The following is a 15297-nucleotide window of genomic DNA, read 5'->3' on the forward strand; positions in this document are numbered from 1 at the left end:
TTCGTGACTTACGAAACCACGATCGAAAAATAATTAAGGCTTGACGGAGATTTCACGTCTTCCCGCCAAACCCTTGCAAAACGCCTGCCCCAACCCTTCGGCCATCTCATGGCTCGAATGAGTCCTCAATGGGGCGATACACCTTCGTACCAGTCTCGCGGCAGTTCGGCCTGCGCGCGCGCCGGATCGTTGAAGGGGCGCTTGGGGCCCTGCGGATAATATCGCATCACACAATTTTGAAAGGTTGCGGCAGGATCGGCTCCGCGCGACTCCGCCAGTGAACGAAACCACCTGGTTCCGGCGCGGACATGGCCGATCTCGTCGTCGTAGATCCTCTGCAGGACTGCTGCTGACCCGGTATCGCCAACCGCTTCCAGCTTCGCGATCAGCCCCGGGGTGACGTCGAGGCCGCGGGCTTCGAGGATCATCGGCGCCACGGCCAAGCGTCCCAGGACATCGCCGCTAGTCTTCCGTGCTGCATCCCAGAGCCCGTCATGGGCCGGGTAGTCGCCATAATCCGTGCCGTAGGCGTCGAGCCGCGCGCGAAGTAACGAGAAGTGCAGGCCCTCCTCGCCGGACACCCTCAACCAGTCATGGACAAAGGAAGCGCGCAGATGGTCGGGAACTGCACCTGCGAAACGCAGCGCCATGTCCGCGGCAAGGTCGATGGCATTGAGCTCGATATGTGCCAGCGCGTGGAGCAGCGCGGCGCGCCCCCGGTCCGAGCCGAGGCCCCGGCGCGGCACCTCCTGCGGCGGCACGAGAACCGGCTTTTCCGGCCGGGCAGGGCGTTCGGGTGGCCCGAGCCTCGGCGCGAGGGAGAGGTCGAATGTCTCCGCCCGCGCCAGCACGTCCTGCGCCAGCGCTGCCTTGCGGTCGGCATCACCCTCGAGGAGGATGCCGCGCGCTGCTTCGTCCCAGTGAGGCTTCAAAGCTCTTTGACGGCCGCGAGCACGGTCTCGACGTGCTTGGGCACCCGGACCTTGCGCCAGATCTTCCGCACCACGCCGTCCTCGTCGATCAGGAAGGTCGAACGGTCGATTCCCATGTATTTCCGGCCATACATGCTTTTCTCGACCCAGGAGCCGTACTTCTCGATCACCTTGCCTTCCTCGTCGGAGGCGAGGGGCACCTTGAGGTCATGCTTCTCGCGGAATTTCGCGTGCTTGGCCGGGCTGTCCTTGGAAACGCCGAGCACCTTCGCGCCTGCCGCCTCGAACGCATCGAGCATTTCGGAGAAGCCGATCGCCTCCTTGGTGCAGCCGGATGTGTCGTCCTTGGGATAGAAGTAGAGAACCAGCTTGTGGCCCTTGAAGTCGTCGAGGCTGACCTCGCCATCTTCGGTGGGCAGGGTGAATGCGGGGGCCTTGTCGCCTTCTTGCAGCATCGCGGTCGTCTCCTCATCCGGTTGCGTTGTGCACCGTCGCCCCGGCGGATAGCGAAGCGGCCGCCGCCCGTCCACGTCGTAACCTTAACGAACTTGCGCTTGGACAGCCCCTAGCCATAGTCCAATCATCGGCTCAGGGTGACACGGTGCTGATAGGCAGGCAGTCAAAGAACCAGAAAAACGCTGCGAAAAGCGGCGGCGAAGGCGTGGGCGCCTATGTCGGCGCGCACCCCGCGCAGTGGCTTGCCATCCGTGCACTGATAAGGGCCGCGGCATTCGGCCTCTCCCTTCCGCTCGTCGTCTCCATTCTCGCGATGACATCGAACATCCCCACCGGTCCGCTGCTGCCCCTCATCGAGGAGCGTCTCAGCGAAGCCGCAGGATCCGATATCGAGGTCGATGGGCTCTTCATCAGGATCGCGCCGCGGGATCTGGTCGTCTATTTCGACCGCCTGACTGCCAGTGGTGCGCAGGAAGCGCTTGCAGAGAACGGGCGCGCCGTCCTTCCCTATGGCGGTTTCCTCCACCGCGATCTTGCTCCTCGAGAACTGAGCGTGACGCGGATCGTCGCAACGGCCCGTGCACCCGTCCCCGACGGCGCAGGCGAGCCAGCGGCTGAAGAGAGGACGTCGGCCGCTGAGGGCCGTCCGCTACCGGTCGAGCGGCTCCTGACGCTGCTCTCCAGTGGCGCGGTGAACGAAGTCGCCCTTCCCGATGTCACCATTGCCTATCTGGGGCCGGACGACGCGCCCGTCGTGACCCTCGCTTCGGGTTCCGTCAGGGCACGCATAAGAGATGACGGTTTCGCGGTCGATGCACGCCTGCCATTCGCCTTTGCTGGCGAGAGGACAGAGGCTGACCTCCAGGTTCTGGCAAGGCCAACAGGCGTCACCGAGCTTTCCTTCGTTTCGGACGGCACGCCGATCGCTCCAGTGCTCGCAGTCCTCGGCGTCGATGCCTTCAGCCTCGGTGGCAGTGTCAGTGGCCGGGTCGATCTCTCCGTGGACGGAGAGGGAAGACCGATCGACGGCTCGATAGATCTCGTGGTGCCGCCCGGCGAAGGAGAGATGGCGGGACGCAGCTTCTCCTTCGGTGAGAACGTCCTGCAAGCCGCATTCGACGCGGGCGCACCTGTCTTCCGTATCGAGAACCTCGCTTACGACATCGCGGGCAACCGGGGACGGCTTGGCGGCACGGTCGCGGCAGAGAACCTCCTTGATCCTGCAGAGCTGCTTCTCGCATTCGACGTCTACGGAGAAACGATCCATCTCGACCTCGGCGGCTTCATGCAGGGCCCGCTCGATGTCGAGCGAATGAACGCACGCGGCACTTTCGATGCGGCACGCCGAAAGCTGACCTTCGAGGAGCTCGGGTCGAGCTACTTCGCCAGTGAGCTCAAGGGTTTCCTTGCGCTGACTTTCCCTGAGGGCTTCGCGGGCAGTCCCCGGCTCGAAGCGGACGCGCTCCTCCCCGGACCACTCTCGCCCGAGGAGGTGCTGGCAGGCTGGCCGATCACCCTGGCGCGCGAGGCGCGGATGTGGGTGGTCGACAACCTGAAGTCGGGTGTGCTGACGAACCTTTCCTATGTCGCTGACATTCCGATGGGGGCTATCAAGCCGCTGGTGCCGCTTCGCGACGAGGACATGCGCTTCACCTTCGATGCGTCGGACGCGACGGTGATCTACCTGCCGGACATGCCGCCGATCACCGGCCTTGAAGCCACCGCCACCGTTCTTGGCAACAGCTTCACGGTTTCGGCGGAGCGCGGCTACGTCTCCGGCGTCCGGCTGACCGAAGCGAAGCTCGACATGCCGCGCTTCACCCCAGCCGGGGCGACGGCGACGTTCAATACGACGCTGATGGGCGATATCGAGACGATCCTCAGTGCACTCGAGGAGGCCGGACTCGTCGTTTTCGAAGAGGGCGTGACCTACACGCCCGAAGACTTCGACGGCATGGCCAGCTTCGATCTCAAGGTGACATGGCCGCTGGTCGCCGAGCCTTCCCTCGATGATGTGAAGGTGATGGGCGAGGGCGCGTTCGCGCGCGGCTCCATTGACGATGTCCTTCCGGGGATTGACGCCAGCGATGCTGGCGGCCGGGTGATCCTGACGCCGGAGATGCTGACCGTGCGCGGCGACGGGCTCGCAGCCTCCGCACCCGCGAAATTCGTCTGGCGCCAGAACCTCCGTGGCGAGATGAAAGCCGATCTCGCCGTGACCGCCGATCTCGACACCCTCACCGCGGACATGATCGGCTTGCCGCTGAGGCAGTTCTTCCGCGGGGAGATCAAGGCAGACATTTACGCCCGCGACCTGACGCCCGGTTCACCCATGGAGATCTCCGGCGATCTCACGAACGCTTCGGTCAGCATCCCCGAACTCGGGCTCTCCAAGCCCCGCGGCGTCAGCGGTCTCGTCCAGACAACGGTGGCGATCCCGGAGCCGAAGTCGAAGGACGGAACGGCCGGGCTCGTCTCCCTCAAGCAGCTCAAGCTCAGTGCACCGACATTCAATATCGAGGGTAGCGGAGTCTTTACCCAAGAGGGCGGTGTCGTCCGGCTGGAGCTGCCGCGCTTCTTTATCGAGGACCGTGCTGACCTCTCGCTCCGGCTCGTCACCGAGAACCAGAACCTGGATCTGGAACTCACCGGCGAGCACGCCGATGCCAGTGCCCTGATCGACAAGATGTTTGGCCTGTCAGGTGACGGCGGCCCGCTGCCAGGGCGGTCGGATCTCGACGTGGCGCTCAACCGTGTCTCGCTCAAGAATGGCGTGACCCTGAACGATGTCACGGCGCAGGGGCAGCACGACGGGAAGGGCTTCGAGCAGTTCATCCTCACGGCGCAGATCGGGGAGCAGGGCGTTTTGAGCGCGACCCTCGACGCTCCGCCAACGGAGGAGCTGGGCTTCATCGAGGTGGAGTCGACCGATTTCGGTATCCTGATGAACGGGTTCTTCGGCATCGACTCCGTGACCGGCGGCGCAGGCTCGATCAAGGGCACGACGATCGAGGACGGAGGCTTCCGTGGCCGTTTCGAGGTCGGCGAGCTGGTCGTCCAGGATGCGCCGATCCTTGCCAAGATTCTGTCCTTCACCTCCCTCGACGGCGCCGTCGCGGCCCTTAATGGCGAGGGGATTCGCTTCACCAAGCTCGAAGGCGACGTCTGGACCAAGGATGGCCAGATCGGCCTTGGCGATGCCAAGCTCGTCGGCTCGTCCTTGGGTGTCTCGGCCACAGGCGTCGTCGACCTCGACCAGAACACAATCGATGTCCGCGGCTCGATCGCGCCGGCCTATGCGGTGAACTCGCTTCTCGGCTCGCTCCCCGGCATTGGGCGCCTCTTCGTCAGTCGCGAGGGCGAGGGGATCGTCGCCTTCTCCTACTCGATCACCGGCGACCTCGACGCACCCATCGTCACCGTGAACACGCTCTCGGCCCTGACCCCCGGCATTCTCCGCCGCATCTTCGAACCCGTGACCCGGACTGAGGAAGAAACCCGCCGCTTTCTCGACGAGGCCATCGCCGAGGCCCAGAAACAGGGCGATTTGGACAAGGCGCCATGATCCCTCTGTCGTGACGCCATCGTCTCTCCTATGTAGGCCCATCGCCAAGACAAGATTGACCCCTCGTGACCGAAGCCCCGACCTCCCAGCCCCTGCAGCGCAGGTTCGATCCCAGACGATCGCTCTCCGCCGGGGTGACGCTGTTCGTCGTTGTGCTGGCAATCCTGCTAATCGTCTTCGGGCAGGAGCTTTTCGGCCTCGACCGTGCGGGGGTCGACAATTTCCTCAACGCGGTGAAGGCGAGCCCCTGGGCCCCGGTTGCAGTCTGCCTTCTCTATATCAGCCTCGCCCTTGTCGGCTTTCCCCAGGCGATGCTCTTCGCGGGCACGGTCGCTGTCTTCGGCCCGTGGTATGGGGCGGTCCTCTCCTGGGGCTCGACCATGGTGTCCGGCGCCGTGACCTTCTTTCTCGGCAGGTTCTTTGGCGGTCCCTGGGTGAACAAGCTCCGCCCGGGCAAGCGCCAGACCCTGATCGGGATCATGCGCAGGCACGGCATCCTCGCCTCGATGATCGTCCGCTGGACCCCTTCGGGACCCTTCATCGTGGTCAATACGCTCTGCGGCGCGTCGGGCATGGCCTATTGGAAATTCGCTCTCGGCACGGCCATTGGCGTGGTGCCCAAGCTGGCTCTCATCGCGTTTTTCACGGGACAGCTCGACGAGATCGGCCGGTTCCTGACCAGCGGCGATCCCGAGGCGCTGGTCGCGCTCGCCGTCCTCGCCCTTCTCTGGGTCGGGTTTATGCTGTTCTGTCGGTGGCTTTATAAACGTTTGCGCAACACTTCCCTAGCTGGCCTCGCGCCACAAACAGATCTGACGCAGAGTTCATCTGCGCTTGGTGATCAGAGTAACAGAGCACTTAACCTTAAATCAAAGGCTTGATGTATAGGTTGGGGACACGCTGGAGCCACGACGCCGCCCGAGGTGTTGGGCAGCTGAACGAATAGGACACGGGCCATGCTTTCCGCCCTCTTTGGTATGCTCTCGGCCGATATGGCCATCGACCTCGGAACCGCGAACACACTCGTCTACGTGCGCGGCAGGGGGATTGTTCTCAACGAGCCGTCGGTGGTTGCGATTGAAACCCGCCAGGGCCGAAAGATCGTCCGCGCTGTCGGCAACGAGGCGAAAGAGATGCTCGGCCGGACGCCTGGCGCGATCGAGGCCATTCGCCCGATGCGCGACGGTGTCATCGCCGACTTCGAGGTCGCCGAGGCCATGATCAAGCACTTCATCCGCAAGGTGCATAACCGCCGCTCCTTCGCGAGCCCGCGGATCGTCATCTGCGTCCCCTCGGGTGCGACGGCCGTTGAACGCCGGGCCATCCAGGAGAGCGCGCTTTCCGCAGGCGCCCGGCGCGTCGACCTCATCGAAGAGCCAATGGCGGCCGCCTATGGCGCCCACCTCCCGGTCGCTGAGCCCACCGGCTCGATGGTTGTCGATATCGGCGGCGGCACGACGGAAGTTGCGGTCCTGTCCCTCGGTGGCATCGTCTATTCGCGCTCGGTCCGCGTTGGCGGCGACAAGATGGACGAGGCGATCGTTTCCTTCATCCGCCGTGAGTTTAACCTCCTGATCGGTGAGAGCTCGGCAGAGCGCATCAAGAAGGAAGTCGGCTCGGCCACCGTCGACGAGGAATCGACCAAGGCGGTCATCCACATCAAGGGCCGGGACCTCATGCACGGTGTCCCGAAAGAGGTGAAAATCTCCGCAGCCCAGATCTATGAAGCGCTCAAGGAGCCCGTCAGCCAGATCACCGAAGCGGTGAAGGTCGCCCTCGAAGCGACCCCGCCTGAGCTGGCTGCGGACATCGTGGATACCGGCATCATGCTGACCGGTGGCGGCGCGCTTCTTCGCAATCTCGACAAGCTGCTCCGCGAGGAAACCGGTCTTCCGGTCTCGATCGCCGAAGACCCGCTCTCCTGCGTGGCGCTCGGCACCGGTGCAGCTCTCGAAAACAACAAAGCCATGCGCACGGCGCTCAGCTCGGCGGTCTAGACAAACCGTAACCGCAGGGCACAGCAGGGCACGCTAGAAAGTGATGAGAAACTCCGTGAGGGGGTTAATCGTCCCTTAACAGCGCTTGCTGTTCTGTTAGGGGCGAGGGGCCAGGCAGAAAGCCGGGAGAAGCGCTGATGTCAGCGTTGTTCACAAAGAGTGGAGCCGCAGGCTTCCGCGATGCAGAGCGTCCGCCGGCGAATCTTCTCGCCATGCTCGGGCTCAGCCTCTTCCTGACCGTGTTCTCGATCTACGGCGCTCAGGCTTCGGTTTTCGAGAAGGCGCGCGAGAGCCTTCTCGACCGTTTCGAGCCCGTTCTCGGCATTTTTTCCGCTCCCGTCCGGTTCGTGGGCAACCGGATCGGTGACATCGGCGACTATTTCGCCGTGATGGAGGAGAACGAGCGCCTCCGTGAAGAAAACGAACAGCTCCGTATCTGGATGAACCAGGCGATGGCTCTCGAGCAGCGCCTTGCGGAATACGAAGCGCTTCTCGATCCCAAGGTGGTGGAGCCGAAGCGCTATATCCCGGCACAGGTCATCGCGGAGAATGGCGGCCCGTTCAGCCGCGCCCTGATCCTTTCGGCCGGGCGCAAGGACGGCATTCGCCGCGGCAGCGCCGTTGTCGATGGCAACGGCCTGATCGGCCACGTCGTCAGCACCGGCCAAAGCGCTTCACGGGTGCTACTCCTGACCGACGCCAACAGCCATGTGCCCGTCTATATCGAAGCGGTGGATACTGAGGGCCTCCTTTCCGGCACCGCGGAGCGTCGCGCCGAGATCCGTCAGTTCTCGGGTCGCCCCAAGGGTGAACTCAAGGTCGGCATGCGCGTCGTCACCTCTGGCACCGGGGGGTCTTTGCCCCGAGGCATCCCTGTGGGCGAGATCGTCAGCCTCACCGAAGACGGGGTCGAAGTCGGTCTTTATGCGTCCGATCAGGGCGCACATCTCGTAAGGGTGGTCGACTACGTGTTCCCTGATCCCGACGAGCCCGCGGAAGACGAAAGCGACGACGAGCCGAGCGCCGGAGGCGCTGTCCTCAGCGAGGCGGAGGAGGTGAGCGCCGATGGATGACCGCCACTATGCCACTTCCGGCACGGTAGCGCTCGCCACGACGCTGATGCTTGTCAGCGTGATCCTGATGGTCACGCCGCTCAATCTTTTCGGCGGGCTGGTGCCAACGCCGTTCTTCCCGTTGATCGTGATCTTTCTTTTCGGCCTCGATAGGCCGGCGGACCTTTCCCCGTTCGTGACCTTTGCCGCAGGGATCATTCAGGACCTTCTCTTCGGCGCGGCTATTGGTCCGTGGGCGTCGGTCTACCTTTTGCTGCACGCCGCGATCATCTGGCAGCGCGGCTATTTCGCCGGACGTGACATCACCGTCCTGACCACGGGGTTCGCGGCAGCAGGGTTCGCTGCCATGACCCTTTACTGGTTCGAGATGTCGATCCTTTCAGACCGCACCATGCCGTTCTTCGCTATGTTCTGGCAGTTCATGGTCACCGTGGTGGTGTTCCCGGTGTGCCTTATCTTCTTTAGACGGACGATTGCGCGGCAACGTCCATCCTTGGTGGCGTAAGCGATGCGTGTTGAGCCCTTCGATACCAGTCGGCATATGGAGTTCACCCGCCGGGCCACCCTCGTCTCGGGCGGCGTGACGCTGCTTTTCGGTGGCGTCGGCTACCGTCTCTATGACCTGCAGGTCCGTCGTCACGACGAGTTTCGTGCGCAGGCTGACGAGAACCAGTTCAACACCCGTCTGATCGTTCCCCTGCGCGGGGATATCTACGATCGCTATGGCGAAGTCATCGCCAACAACACGCCGGATTTCCGCGTGCTCGTGATCCCCGAGCGCACCGATGACATCCGCGAGACGATGAAGCGGCTTGCATCCATCATGCCGCTCACCGACCGCCAGATCCAGGATGTCCTGGACAAGGCCAAGCGCCAGCGCAGCTTCCTGCCGATCCAGGTGGCGGGCAATCTCGACTGGGACACTTACGCCGCCGTCAATTTCCACTCCACGGACATTCGCGGGGTCGTTTCGGAAATTGGCGCCAGCCGTGCCTATGCGGAAGATGCGGGCGCGGCCTTCGTCGTCGGCTACATGGGCGCGGCCACGGCCGAGGACATCCGCAGGGCTCGTGAAAAAGCGCAGACCGAGGAAGAGGCCGACAAGATCGAGCTTCTCTATCGCCAGCCGGGCTTCAAGATCGGCAAGGCTGGCCTCGAACGCACCCTTGATGAAAGGCTCCAGGGCACCCCGGGTTCGATGCGGGTGCAGGTGAACGCCCACGGCCGTGTCATCGAGAGCTACACGGACGATGCAGTGCCGCCGAAGCAGGGTGAACCGGTGGGCCTGACCATCGACAAGGAACTCCAGGCCAAGACTCTGGAGATTCTCGCCGATGACTATGGCGAGTACCCTGACGAGGCGCTCGGCGAGCACCCGCTCTCCGCCTCTGCCGTGGTGATGGATATCGTCACGGGCGATGTCATCGTCATGGCTTCCACCCCCTCTTTCGACCCGAATGTCTTCTCCCGCGGCATCGAAGCGAAGCTGTGGCGTGAACTGAACGAGAGTCCTTTGAAGCCGCTCCTCAACAAACCGGTAGCGGGCACCTATCCTCCGGGTTCGACGTTCAAGCTGCTGACGGCGATCGCGGCGCAGGAGAAAGGCATCAGCCCGCAGAAAAAGCATTTCTGCAACGGCACTTTCCGTTTCGGTGGTCGTGATTTTACCTGCTGGGAGAAAAGGGGCCACGGCTGGCTCGACATGAAGGGGTCGATCAAGCACTCCTGCGACGTCTACTACTGGAACCTCGCAACAGAACTCGACATTGACGACATCGCGGGCGTGGCGAAGCGCTACGGCCTTGGCCAGACCTATGACCTCGGCATTGGTGCGGAGGCGGACGGTATCGTGCCATCCCGCGCGTGGAAGCGCGCATACTACCGCAACGACCCGCCGAACCAGACCTGGTTCCCTGGCGAGACCCTCTCTGTCGCCATCGGCCAGGGTGCCGTCACGGCTTCGCCGCTGCAGCTCGCCGTGATGAGCGCCCGCCTCGCGACTCACAAGAACGTCAGGCCGCGACTCGTCCGGGCCATGGGCGCGGACCTCCTGACCCAGCCGGTGTTCGAGGACCTGCCCGGCAACCCTATGCACCTCAAGGCCGTGCAGGAAGGCATGAACGCCGTGGTCAACGAGTGGGGCACCGCGGCCCGTTCCAGCCTCCAGCCCGACTACCTCATGGCAGGCAAGACCGGCACAAGCCAGATCGTTGGCCTGCGGAGGGATCCGGTCACTGGGCGTCGCCTCAAGAACGAGGAAATCCCCTGGCAGTTCCGCGACCACGCGCTGTTCGTCGCCTTCGCGCCCTATGACAATCCCCGCTACGCCTGCTCCGTCGTCGTCGAACACGGCGGCTCCGGCTCCCGTGCCGCAGGCCCCCGCGCGAGGGACATCATGCGTGCCGTGCTCGACAAGGATCCGTCGAACTACGACAAGCATAAGTTCTGGACCGGCCAGCGGCCCGAGACCATGGACGTCGCCAGCCTCGGAGGCACGCGATGAACGCCATCGTCATCGAAAGCGCGGGCAAGTCGAAGATCCGCAAGCGCCTCGCTGAACTCAACGTGCCGCTGCTCGTCCTCCTCTCGATGATCGCCGGGGCAGGGGTGCTAGCGCTTTATTCCGTGTCCGAAGGAAACTGGAACCCTTACGCGTTCCCCCATGCGCTGCGCTATCTTGCAGCGCTGGTCGTGATGATCGGTATCGGGATCACCCCGCTCAAGTTCTGGCTGTCCGTCGCCTATCCCGGCTATTTCGCGACTCTCGGCCTCCTGCTTCTCGTGCCGCTGGTCGGGGACACCAATATGGGTGCCCAGCGCTGGCTGTCCCTTGGCGGGTTCCAGCTTCAGCCGTCCGAGCTGATGAAAGTTGCCCTCGTCCTCGCGCTTGCCCGTTACTATCACGGGCTCGAGTTCAAGCAGGTCTCCTCCATCACCGGCCTTATCCCACCCCTCGCCATGATCGGTGCGCCCGTGGGTCTCGTTTTCCTCCAGCCCGACCTTGGCACGGCCATCCTTCTCGGCCTGTCAGGCGTGACGGTCCTGCTGCTGGCGGGCATCTCCTGGCGCCTCGTCACCATCGGCATCATCGCAGGGGTCGGCGGCGCGATCGCCGGCGTGCAGTCGGGTTTCATCAAGGCCTACCAGTGGGAACGGATCACCGCCTTTCTCAACCCCGATGCCGATCCGCTCGGTGCGAACTACCACCCGAACCAGTCGAAGATCGCGATCGGTTCAGGAGGCATCGACGGGAAAGGCTATATGGAAGGCACCCAGAGCCAGCTCGACTTCCTGCCCGAAATGCATACCGACTTCATTTTCACGATCATCGGCGAGGAGTTTGGCCTCTACGGCGCGCTGGTCCTGCTCGGTCTTTACCTGGCGGTCTTTTTCACGACGCTGCAAATCGCGATGAGCGCCAAGAGCCATTTCGGCAGGCTGCTTTCTTTCGGTATCGCGATAACATTCGTCTCCTATGTCCTCATCAACACGGGCATGGTCATGGGCCTTGCGCCGGTGGTCGGCGTGCCTCTGCCCCTTGTCAGCTATGGCGGCACCGTGATGCTGTCGATGATGGCAGGCTTCGGTCTCGTGATGTCGACCTGGATCTACCGCAACCAGGATACCCTCAGGACCACCGGCTTCGGCAGCTGATTTCAGGCTTCCGCAAGGAGCCTTTCGAAGGCTGCGCGCGTGGCGGAGATCTCGGCGGCCAGCTCGGCAAAGTGTTCGCGGACTGCATCGAGATCTCCGGCCTTGGCCGCCATCTCGATCTCCTTGGCGCGTATCGCCACCGCGTTCGCGCCCAGATTGGCCGACGAGCCCTTCAGCCCGTGCGCGGTCCTCGCCACGTCCTCGGCATCGCCAGCGGCCAAGCCCTTTTCGAGGGCCGCCGTCAGCTCGTCATTGGATTCCCAATAGGCGTCGAGGATCGGACGCACCGCATCGACCCCGGCCCCCTGGATCAGCATGGAGATCTGTTCGTTGTCGATGATGCCGTTGCTCATGGCCTGCCCCATACCCTGATTCCGACAATCCTAGGGGTTCCCATTTGGCGAAGCATTGCAACGATCGCTAAAAGTCCGTCTAAAAGGCGCTCCAAAGCGTGCGTCGATAGATAAAGGGCAGGAAATTCCATGGCAGTCACCCGGAGCGGCTCGGACGAGCACTGGTCAGGCCGCGCGGCCTTCGTTCTGGCAGCGATCGGCTCGGCCGTCGGTATCGGCAACCTCGTTCGCTTTCCCTACCAGGCTGGTGAGAATGGCGGCGGTGCCTTTGTCATCGTCTACATCCTCGCCGTCTTCGCCATCGGTCTTCCTGTCCTCATGGCCGAACTCTTCATCGGCCGCCGCGGCGGCGGCACGCCGGTCGCGGCCATCAGACGCCTCGCCAAGGCCGAGGGGGCGTCGACGGCCTGGGCGTTGATGGGGTGGATCGGGATTTTCGCGAGCTTCCTGATCGTGACTTTCTATTCCGTGATCTCTGGCTGGCTCCTTTACTACGCCTGGTCCCTGCTTGGCGATATTGCCGGAAACATCGCTGAGATGGGCCTCGCCGGCATTGCCCAACCAGCCTTCGCAGGCGACTCGGAGGATTCGATCACCAGCCGTTTCCCCGAACTGCTTGCCAATCCGGGCCGGCAGGTCCTCTTCCACGGTCTCTTCATCGGCCTCGCCACCTTCATCGTCAGCCGCGGTGTGAAGGGCGGCATCGAGAAGGCAGCGACCTGGCTGATGCCCGTCTTCTTCTTCCTGCTCGTGGCCCTGTCGGTCACATCGCTCATCATCGGCGATGCGGCCAGCGCGCTGGACTTCCTGTTCCGTCCGAAGTTCGATGCCCTCGCCAGCCAGTTCATGAACGGGGAGATCCTCGTCAACGCGGTCGGGCAGGCGTTCTTTTCGCTGTCGCTCGGATCGGCGCTGATGATCACCTATGGTATCTACCTCGAGCGTGACCAGAACATCCCCGCTGCCGCGACCACCGTGGCAAGCGCTGACACCGCCGTGGCACTGATTTCGGGCCTTGCAATCTTCCCGATCGTGTTCGCCTTCAATCTCGAACCGGCTGGCGGTCTCGGTCTCATCTTCGGGCCGCTTCTCCTCGCCTTCAACCAGATGCCTTTCGGCGCGCTCTTCGGTCTCGCCTTCTTCATCATGGCGGTCTTTGCCGCGCTGACCTCGGCAATCTCCCTGTTCGAGGTCCCGGCGGCCTGGGCCAAGGGCGACATCGATCTCGATGCCGCAACCCATGCGCGCCGCCGGACCATCGGTTCGGTGATCATCGGCCTGCTGATCTTCGTCATCGGTGTTTTCCATGCCCTGAGCCAGGTTCCCGATGGCGGTTCCCTGTCGACGTGGCAGCCCTTCGGCCAGATGCCGGTGCTCGGGAACAAGACGCTCCTCGATGCCGCCGATGCGCTTACCGGCTCGATCATGCTGCCCCTTGGCGGTTTCCTCGCGGCGGTCTTCGCAGGATATGCCGTCAGCGAATCGTCGAGCCGCGAGGAACTCGGCTTCAAGCATGAGAAAAGCTACCGGCGCTGGCGCTTCCTCATCCGCTATGTCTGTCCGTTTTTCGTCGGCCTGATCCTCGTCTGGGGCGTCATCATCGCGCCGCTGCTGGCCGCAGCGAACGGCAACTGATCGGTCGCCCATCATCTGTCATTCCGGGTCAGGCATCGCCTGAGCCCGGAACCCAAGCAGCGCCAATTTTGGGTCCCGGGCTCGCTCTTCGGGCGCTCCGGGATGACAGGGAGCAGGTTCGTCCGCCCGTAGGCGGTTTTGAGAAAATCAGGTAACGGAGCGGACGCCAGGGCTCGCTTCTTTTTAAGTATGTATGCGGGCCTTTCGCGTCCGCTACCGGTGTTTTTCTGCGAGGGGCCCACAGAGCACTTTAAGCTCTCGTACCCGTGCCACGATTGTCATCCGTAGCGACGAGGAACACTGCCCCGCTGCCAAACCACGACGAACCCGGATTGTCCTGAATAGCAGCAGGGACGGACAGGATAGGCTGGCTGGAGCGGGCGGGGATTTCTTTTCTGATTCTCCCCACGGTCGGGCCGTGGGGTCCAGTTCGGGACCTGTCAGCTGGCTTCGCGTTCAGGAGATGGGGCCCATGGCCAGGCCGTGGGAAGTGCCTTGGGACGGAGGGCCATGCAGCGGCCACGCCCTTCGCCGATCGCGAGACAGGTTCACCTTTTCCCGGCGTAGCGGTCGGTCGCCTCAATCAGGGCACTGACGATCCCCGGCTCGCTGGCCGCGTGGCCGGCGTCGCGGATGATGTTGAGGATCGAGCCCGGCCAGGCTTTATGCAGCTCCCACGCTGTCTTCATCGGCGTCACCACGTCGTAGCGGCCCTGCACGATCGTGCCCGGTATCCCTTCGAGTTTCTTCGCGTTGGCGATGATCCAGTCATCCTGCTCGAAGAACCCTCCGTTCACGAAGTAATGATTCTCGATCCGAGCGAAGGCGAGGGCGAAGCGGTCCGATGAGAAGCTTTCCATCCGCTCGGGGCTCGGGAACAGGGAGACCGTCGAGCCCTCCCAGACCGACCAGGCCTTTGCCGCAGCGAGGCGTTCGGCCTCGTTATCGCCCTGCAGCCGCACGCGGTAAGCTTCCATGAGGTCGCCGCGTTCCGCTTCGGGGATCGGCGCGGTGAAGTCTTCCCAGGCTTCGGGGTAAATCCAATTTGCCCCTTCCTGGTAGAACCACAGAAGCTCTTGCTTGCGTAGTGTAAAGATCCCGCGGAGGACCAACTCGCTGACACGGGTCGGGTGGGTCAGGGCATAAGCGAGCGCCAGGGTCGATCCCCAGGAGCCGCCAAAAACCTGCCAACGCACAATGCCCAGTTTTTGCCGCAATTGCTCCATGTCCGCGACAAGGTCCCAGGTAGAATTCTCCCTGAGTTCGGCGTGGGGCATGGAGCGGCCACAGCCGCGCTGGTCGAAGAGGATGATGTGGTAGAGTTCGGGATCAAAGTACCGCCGCATGGACGGCGTGGAACCGCCACCGGGGCCGCCGTGGCAGACGACCACAGGCTTGCCCTGGGGGTTGCCGCTGCATTCATAGTAGATTTCGTGGAGCGCCGAGACGCGCAAGCGCGCACGCAGGTAGGGCTCCAAAGGTGAATAAAAAGATGTTCTCGCCATGGACGCCTTTACTGGACCGGATCGAGTGTGGTTATGTCCCGCTTAACCGCGTTGCGCGTCACGGCAATGCCGACCATCGCGATTTTATCGGCATGGCACGAAATGTGGTGTTGGGGCATCAACAACT

Annotated in this window: 12 protein-coding genes; 8 read left to right on the plus strand and 4 right to left on the minus strand. The window is 63.2% G+C overall.

Annotation, left to right across the window (positions count from 1 at the left end; translation table 11 throughout):
- Nucleotides 1-125: 125 nt before the first annotated feature.
- The gene (locus tag IE053_RS11065; RefSeq protein ID WP_189575959.1) at nucleotides 126-932 is read right to left on the minus strand and encodes a ferritin-like domain-containing protein; all 807 of its coding nucleotides are present in this window, start codon (nucleotides 930-932) and stop codon (nucleotides 126-128) included.
- Nucleotides 929-1387, minus strand: a complete 459-nt coding sequence (bcp, locus tag IE053_RS11070) for a thioredoxin-dependent thiol peroxidase (protein ID WP_189575961.1) — start codon at nucleotides 1385-1387, stop codon at nucleotides 929-931. The genes IE053_RS11065 and bcp overlap by 4 nt, the downstream gene beginning before the upstream one ends.
- Before the next feature lie 146 nt (nucleotides 1388-1533).
- Here bcp and IE053_RS11075 point away from each other — a divergent pair, with 146 nt between their 5' ends.
- From IE053_RS11075 to rodA, 7 genes are all read left to right on the plus strand, one after another.
- On the plus strand, nucleotides 1534-4953 hold the full coding sequence (locus IE053_RS11075) for a YhdP family protein (protein ID WP_189575963.1): 3420 nt from the start codon (nucleotides 1534-1536) through the stop codon (nucleotides 4951-4953).
- Nucleotides 4954-5018: 65 nt separating this feature from the next.
- Nucleotides 5019-5834 carry a TVP38/TMEM64 family protein gene (locus IE053_RS11080; RefSeq protein WP_189575965.1) on the plus strand — a complete coding sequence of 272 codons (816 nt, stop codon included), beginning with the start codon at nucleotides 5019-5021 and terminating at the stop codon, nucleotides 5832-5834.
- Nucleotides 5835-5909: 75 nt separating this feature from the next.
- The gene (locus IE053_RS11085) at nucleotides 5910-6950 is read left to right on the plus strand and encodes a rod shape-determining protein (RefSeq protein ID WP_189575967.1); all 1041 of its coding nucleotides are present in this window, start codon (nucleotides 5910-5912) and stop codon (nucleotides 6948-6950) included.
- Between the two features lie 137 nt (nucleotides 6951-7087).
- A complete protein-coding gene (gene mreC / locus IE053_RS11090; RefSeq protein WP_189575969.1) occupies nucleotides 7088-8023 on the plus strand; it encodes a rod shape-determining protein MreC in 936 nt (311 codons plus the stop codon).
- Nucleotides 8016-8528, plus strand: a complete 513-nt coding sequence (locus IE053_RS11095; RefSeq protein ID WP_189575970.1) for a hypothetical protein — start codon at nucleotides 8016-8018, stop codon at nucleotides 8526-8528. The genes mreC and IE053_RS11095 overlap by 8 nt, the downstream gene beginning before the upstream one ends.
- 3 nt (nucleotides 8529-8531) lie before the next feature.
- Nucleotides 8532-10526 (plus strand): penicillin-binding protein 2, encoded by a 1995-nt coding sequence (gene mrdA, locus IE053_RS11100; RefSeq protein WP_189575972.1) that lies wholly within the window; start codon nucleotides 8532-8534, stop codon nucleotides 10524-10526.
- Nucleotides 10523-11677: a rod shape-determining protein RodA gene (gene rodA / locus IE053_RS11105; protein ID WP_189575974.1), complete on the plus strand. Its 1155-nt coding sequence runs from the start codon at nucleotides 10523-10525 to the stop codon at nucleotides 11675-11677. Before mrdA ends, rodA begins: the two co-directional genes overlap by 4 nt.
- Nucleotides 11678-11679: 2 nt before the next feature.
- Here rodA and IE053_RS11110 read toward each other — a convergent pair whose 3' ends face one another.
- Nucleotides 11680-12030 carry an Hpt domain-containing protein gene (locus IE053_RS11110; RefSeq protein ID WP_189575975.1) on the minus strand — a complete coding sequence of 117 codons (351 nt, stop codon included), beginning with the start codon at nucleotides 12028-12030 and terminating at the stop codon, nucleotides 11680-11682.
- 129 nt (nucleotides 12031-12159) lie between these two features.
- Between IE053_RS11110 and IE053_RS11115 the strand changes: the two genes are divergently transcribed.
- Nucleotides 12160-13665 (plus strand): sodium-dependent transporter, encoded by a 1506-nt coding sequence (locus IE053_RS11115; RefSeq protein WP_189575977.1) that lies wholly within the window; start codon nucleotides 12160-12162, stop codon nucleotides 13663-13665.
- A gap of 548 nt (nucleotides 13666-14213) precedes the next feature.
- Here the strand turns inward: IE053_RS11115 and pip are convergent.
- A complete protein-coding gene (gene pip, locus IE053_RS11120; protein ID WP_189575979.1) occupies nucleotides 14214-15170 on the minus strand; it encodes a prolyl aminopeptidase in 957 nt (318 codons plus the stop codon).
- Nucleotides 15171-15297 lie beyond the last annotated feature (127 nt).

Source organism: Parvularcula lutaonensis, from assembly GCF_014651915.1.
In the GTDB taxonomy this organism is placed as follows: domain Bacteria; phylum Pseudomonadota; class Alphaproteobacteria; order Caulobacterales; family Parvularculaceae; genus Parvularcula; species Parvularcula lutaonensis.

Bases quoted from the DNA above. Each gene is read 5' to 3' on its own strand.
- IE053_RS11110 (WP_189575975.1), bottom strand. From the start codon at position 12,030: ATGAGCAACGGCATCATCGACAACGAACAGATCTCCATGCTGATCCAG.
- bcp (WP_189575961.1), bottom strand. From the start codon at position 1,387: ATGCTGCAAGAAGGCGACAAGGCCCCCGCATTCACCCTGCCCACCGAA.
- mrdA (WP_189575972.1), top strand. From the start codon at position 8,532: ATGCGTGTTGAGCCCTTCGATACCAGTCGGCATATGGAGTTCACCCGC.
- rodA (WP_189575974.1), top strand. From the start codon at position 10,523: ATGAACGCCATCGTCATCGAAAGCGCGGGCAAGTCGAAGATCCGCAAG.
- pip (WP_189575979.1), bottom strand. From the start codon at position 15,170: ATGGCGAGAACATCTTTTTATTCACCTTTGGAGCCCTACCTGCGTGCG.
- IE053_RS11095 (WP_189575970.1), top strand. From the start codon at position 8,016: ATGGATGACCGCCACTATGCCACTTCCGGCACGGTAGCGCTCGCCACG.
- IE053_RS11115 (WP_189575977.1), top strand. From the start codon at position 12,160: ATGGCAGTCACCCGGAGCGGCTCGGACGAGCACTGGTCAGGCCGCGCG.
- IE053_RS11085 (WP_189575967.1), top strand. From the start codon at position 5,910: ATGCTTTCCGCCCTCTTTGGTATGCTCTCGGCCGATATGGCCATCGAC.
- mreC (WP_189575969.1), top strand. From the start codon at position 7,088: ATGTCAGCGTTGTTCACAAAGAGTGGAGCCGCAGGCTTCCGCGATGCA.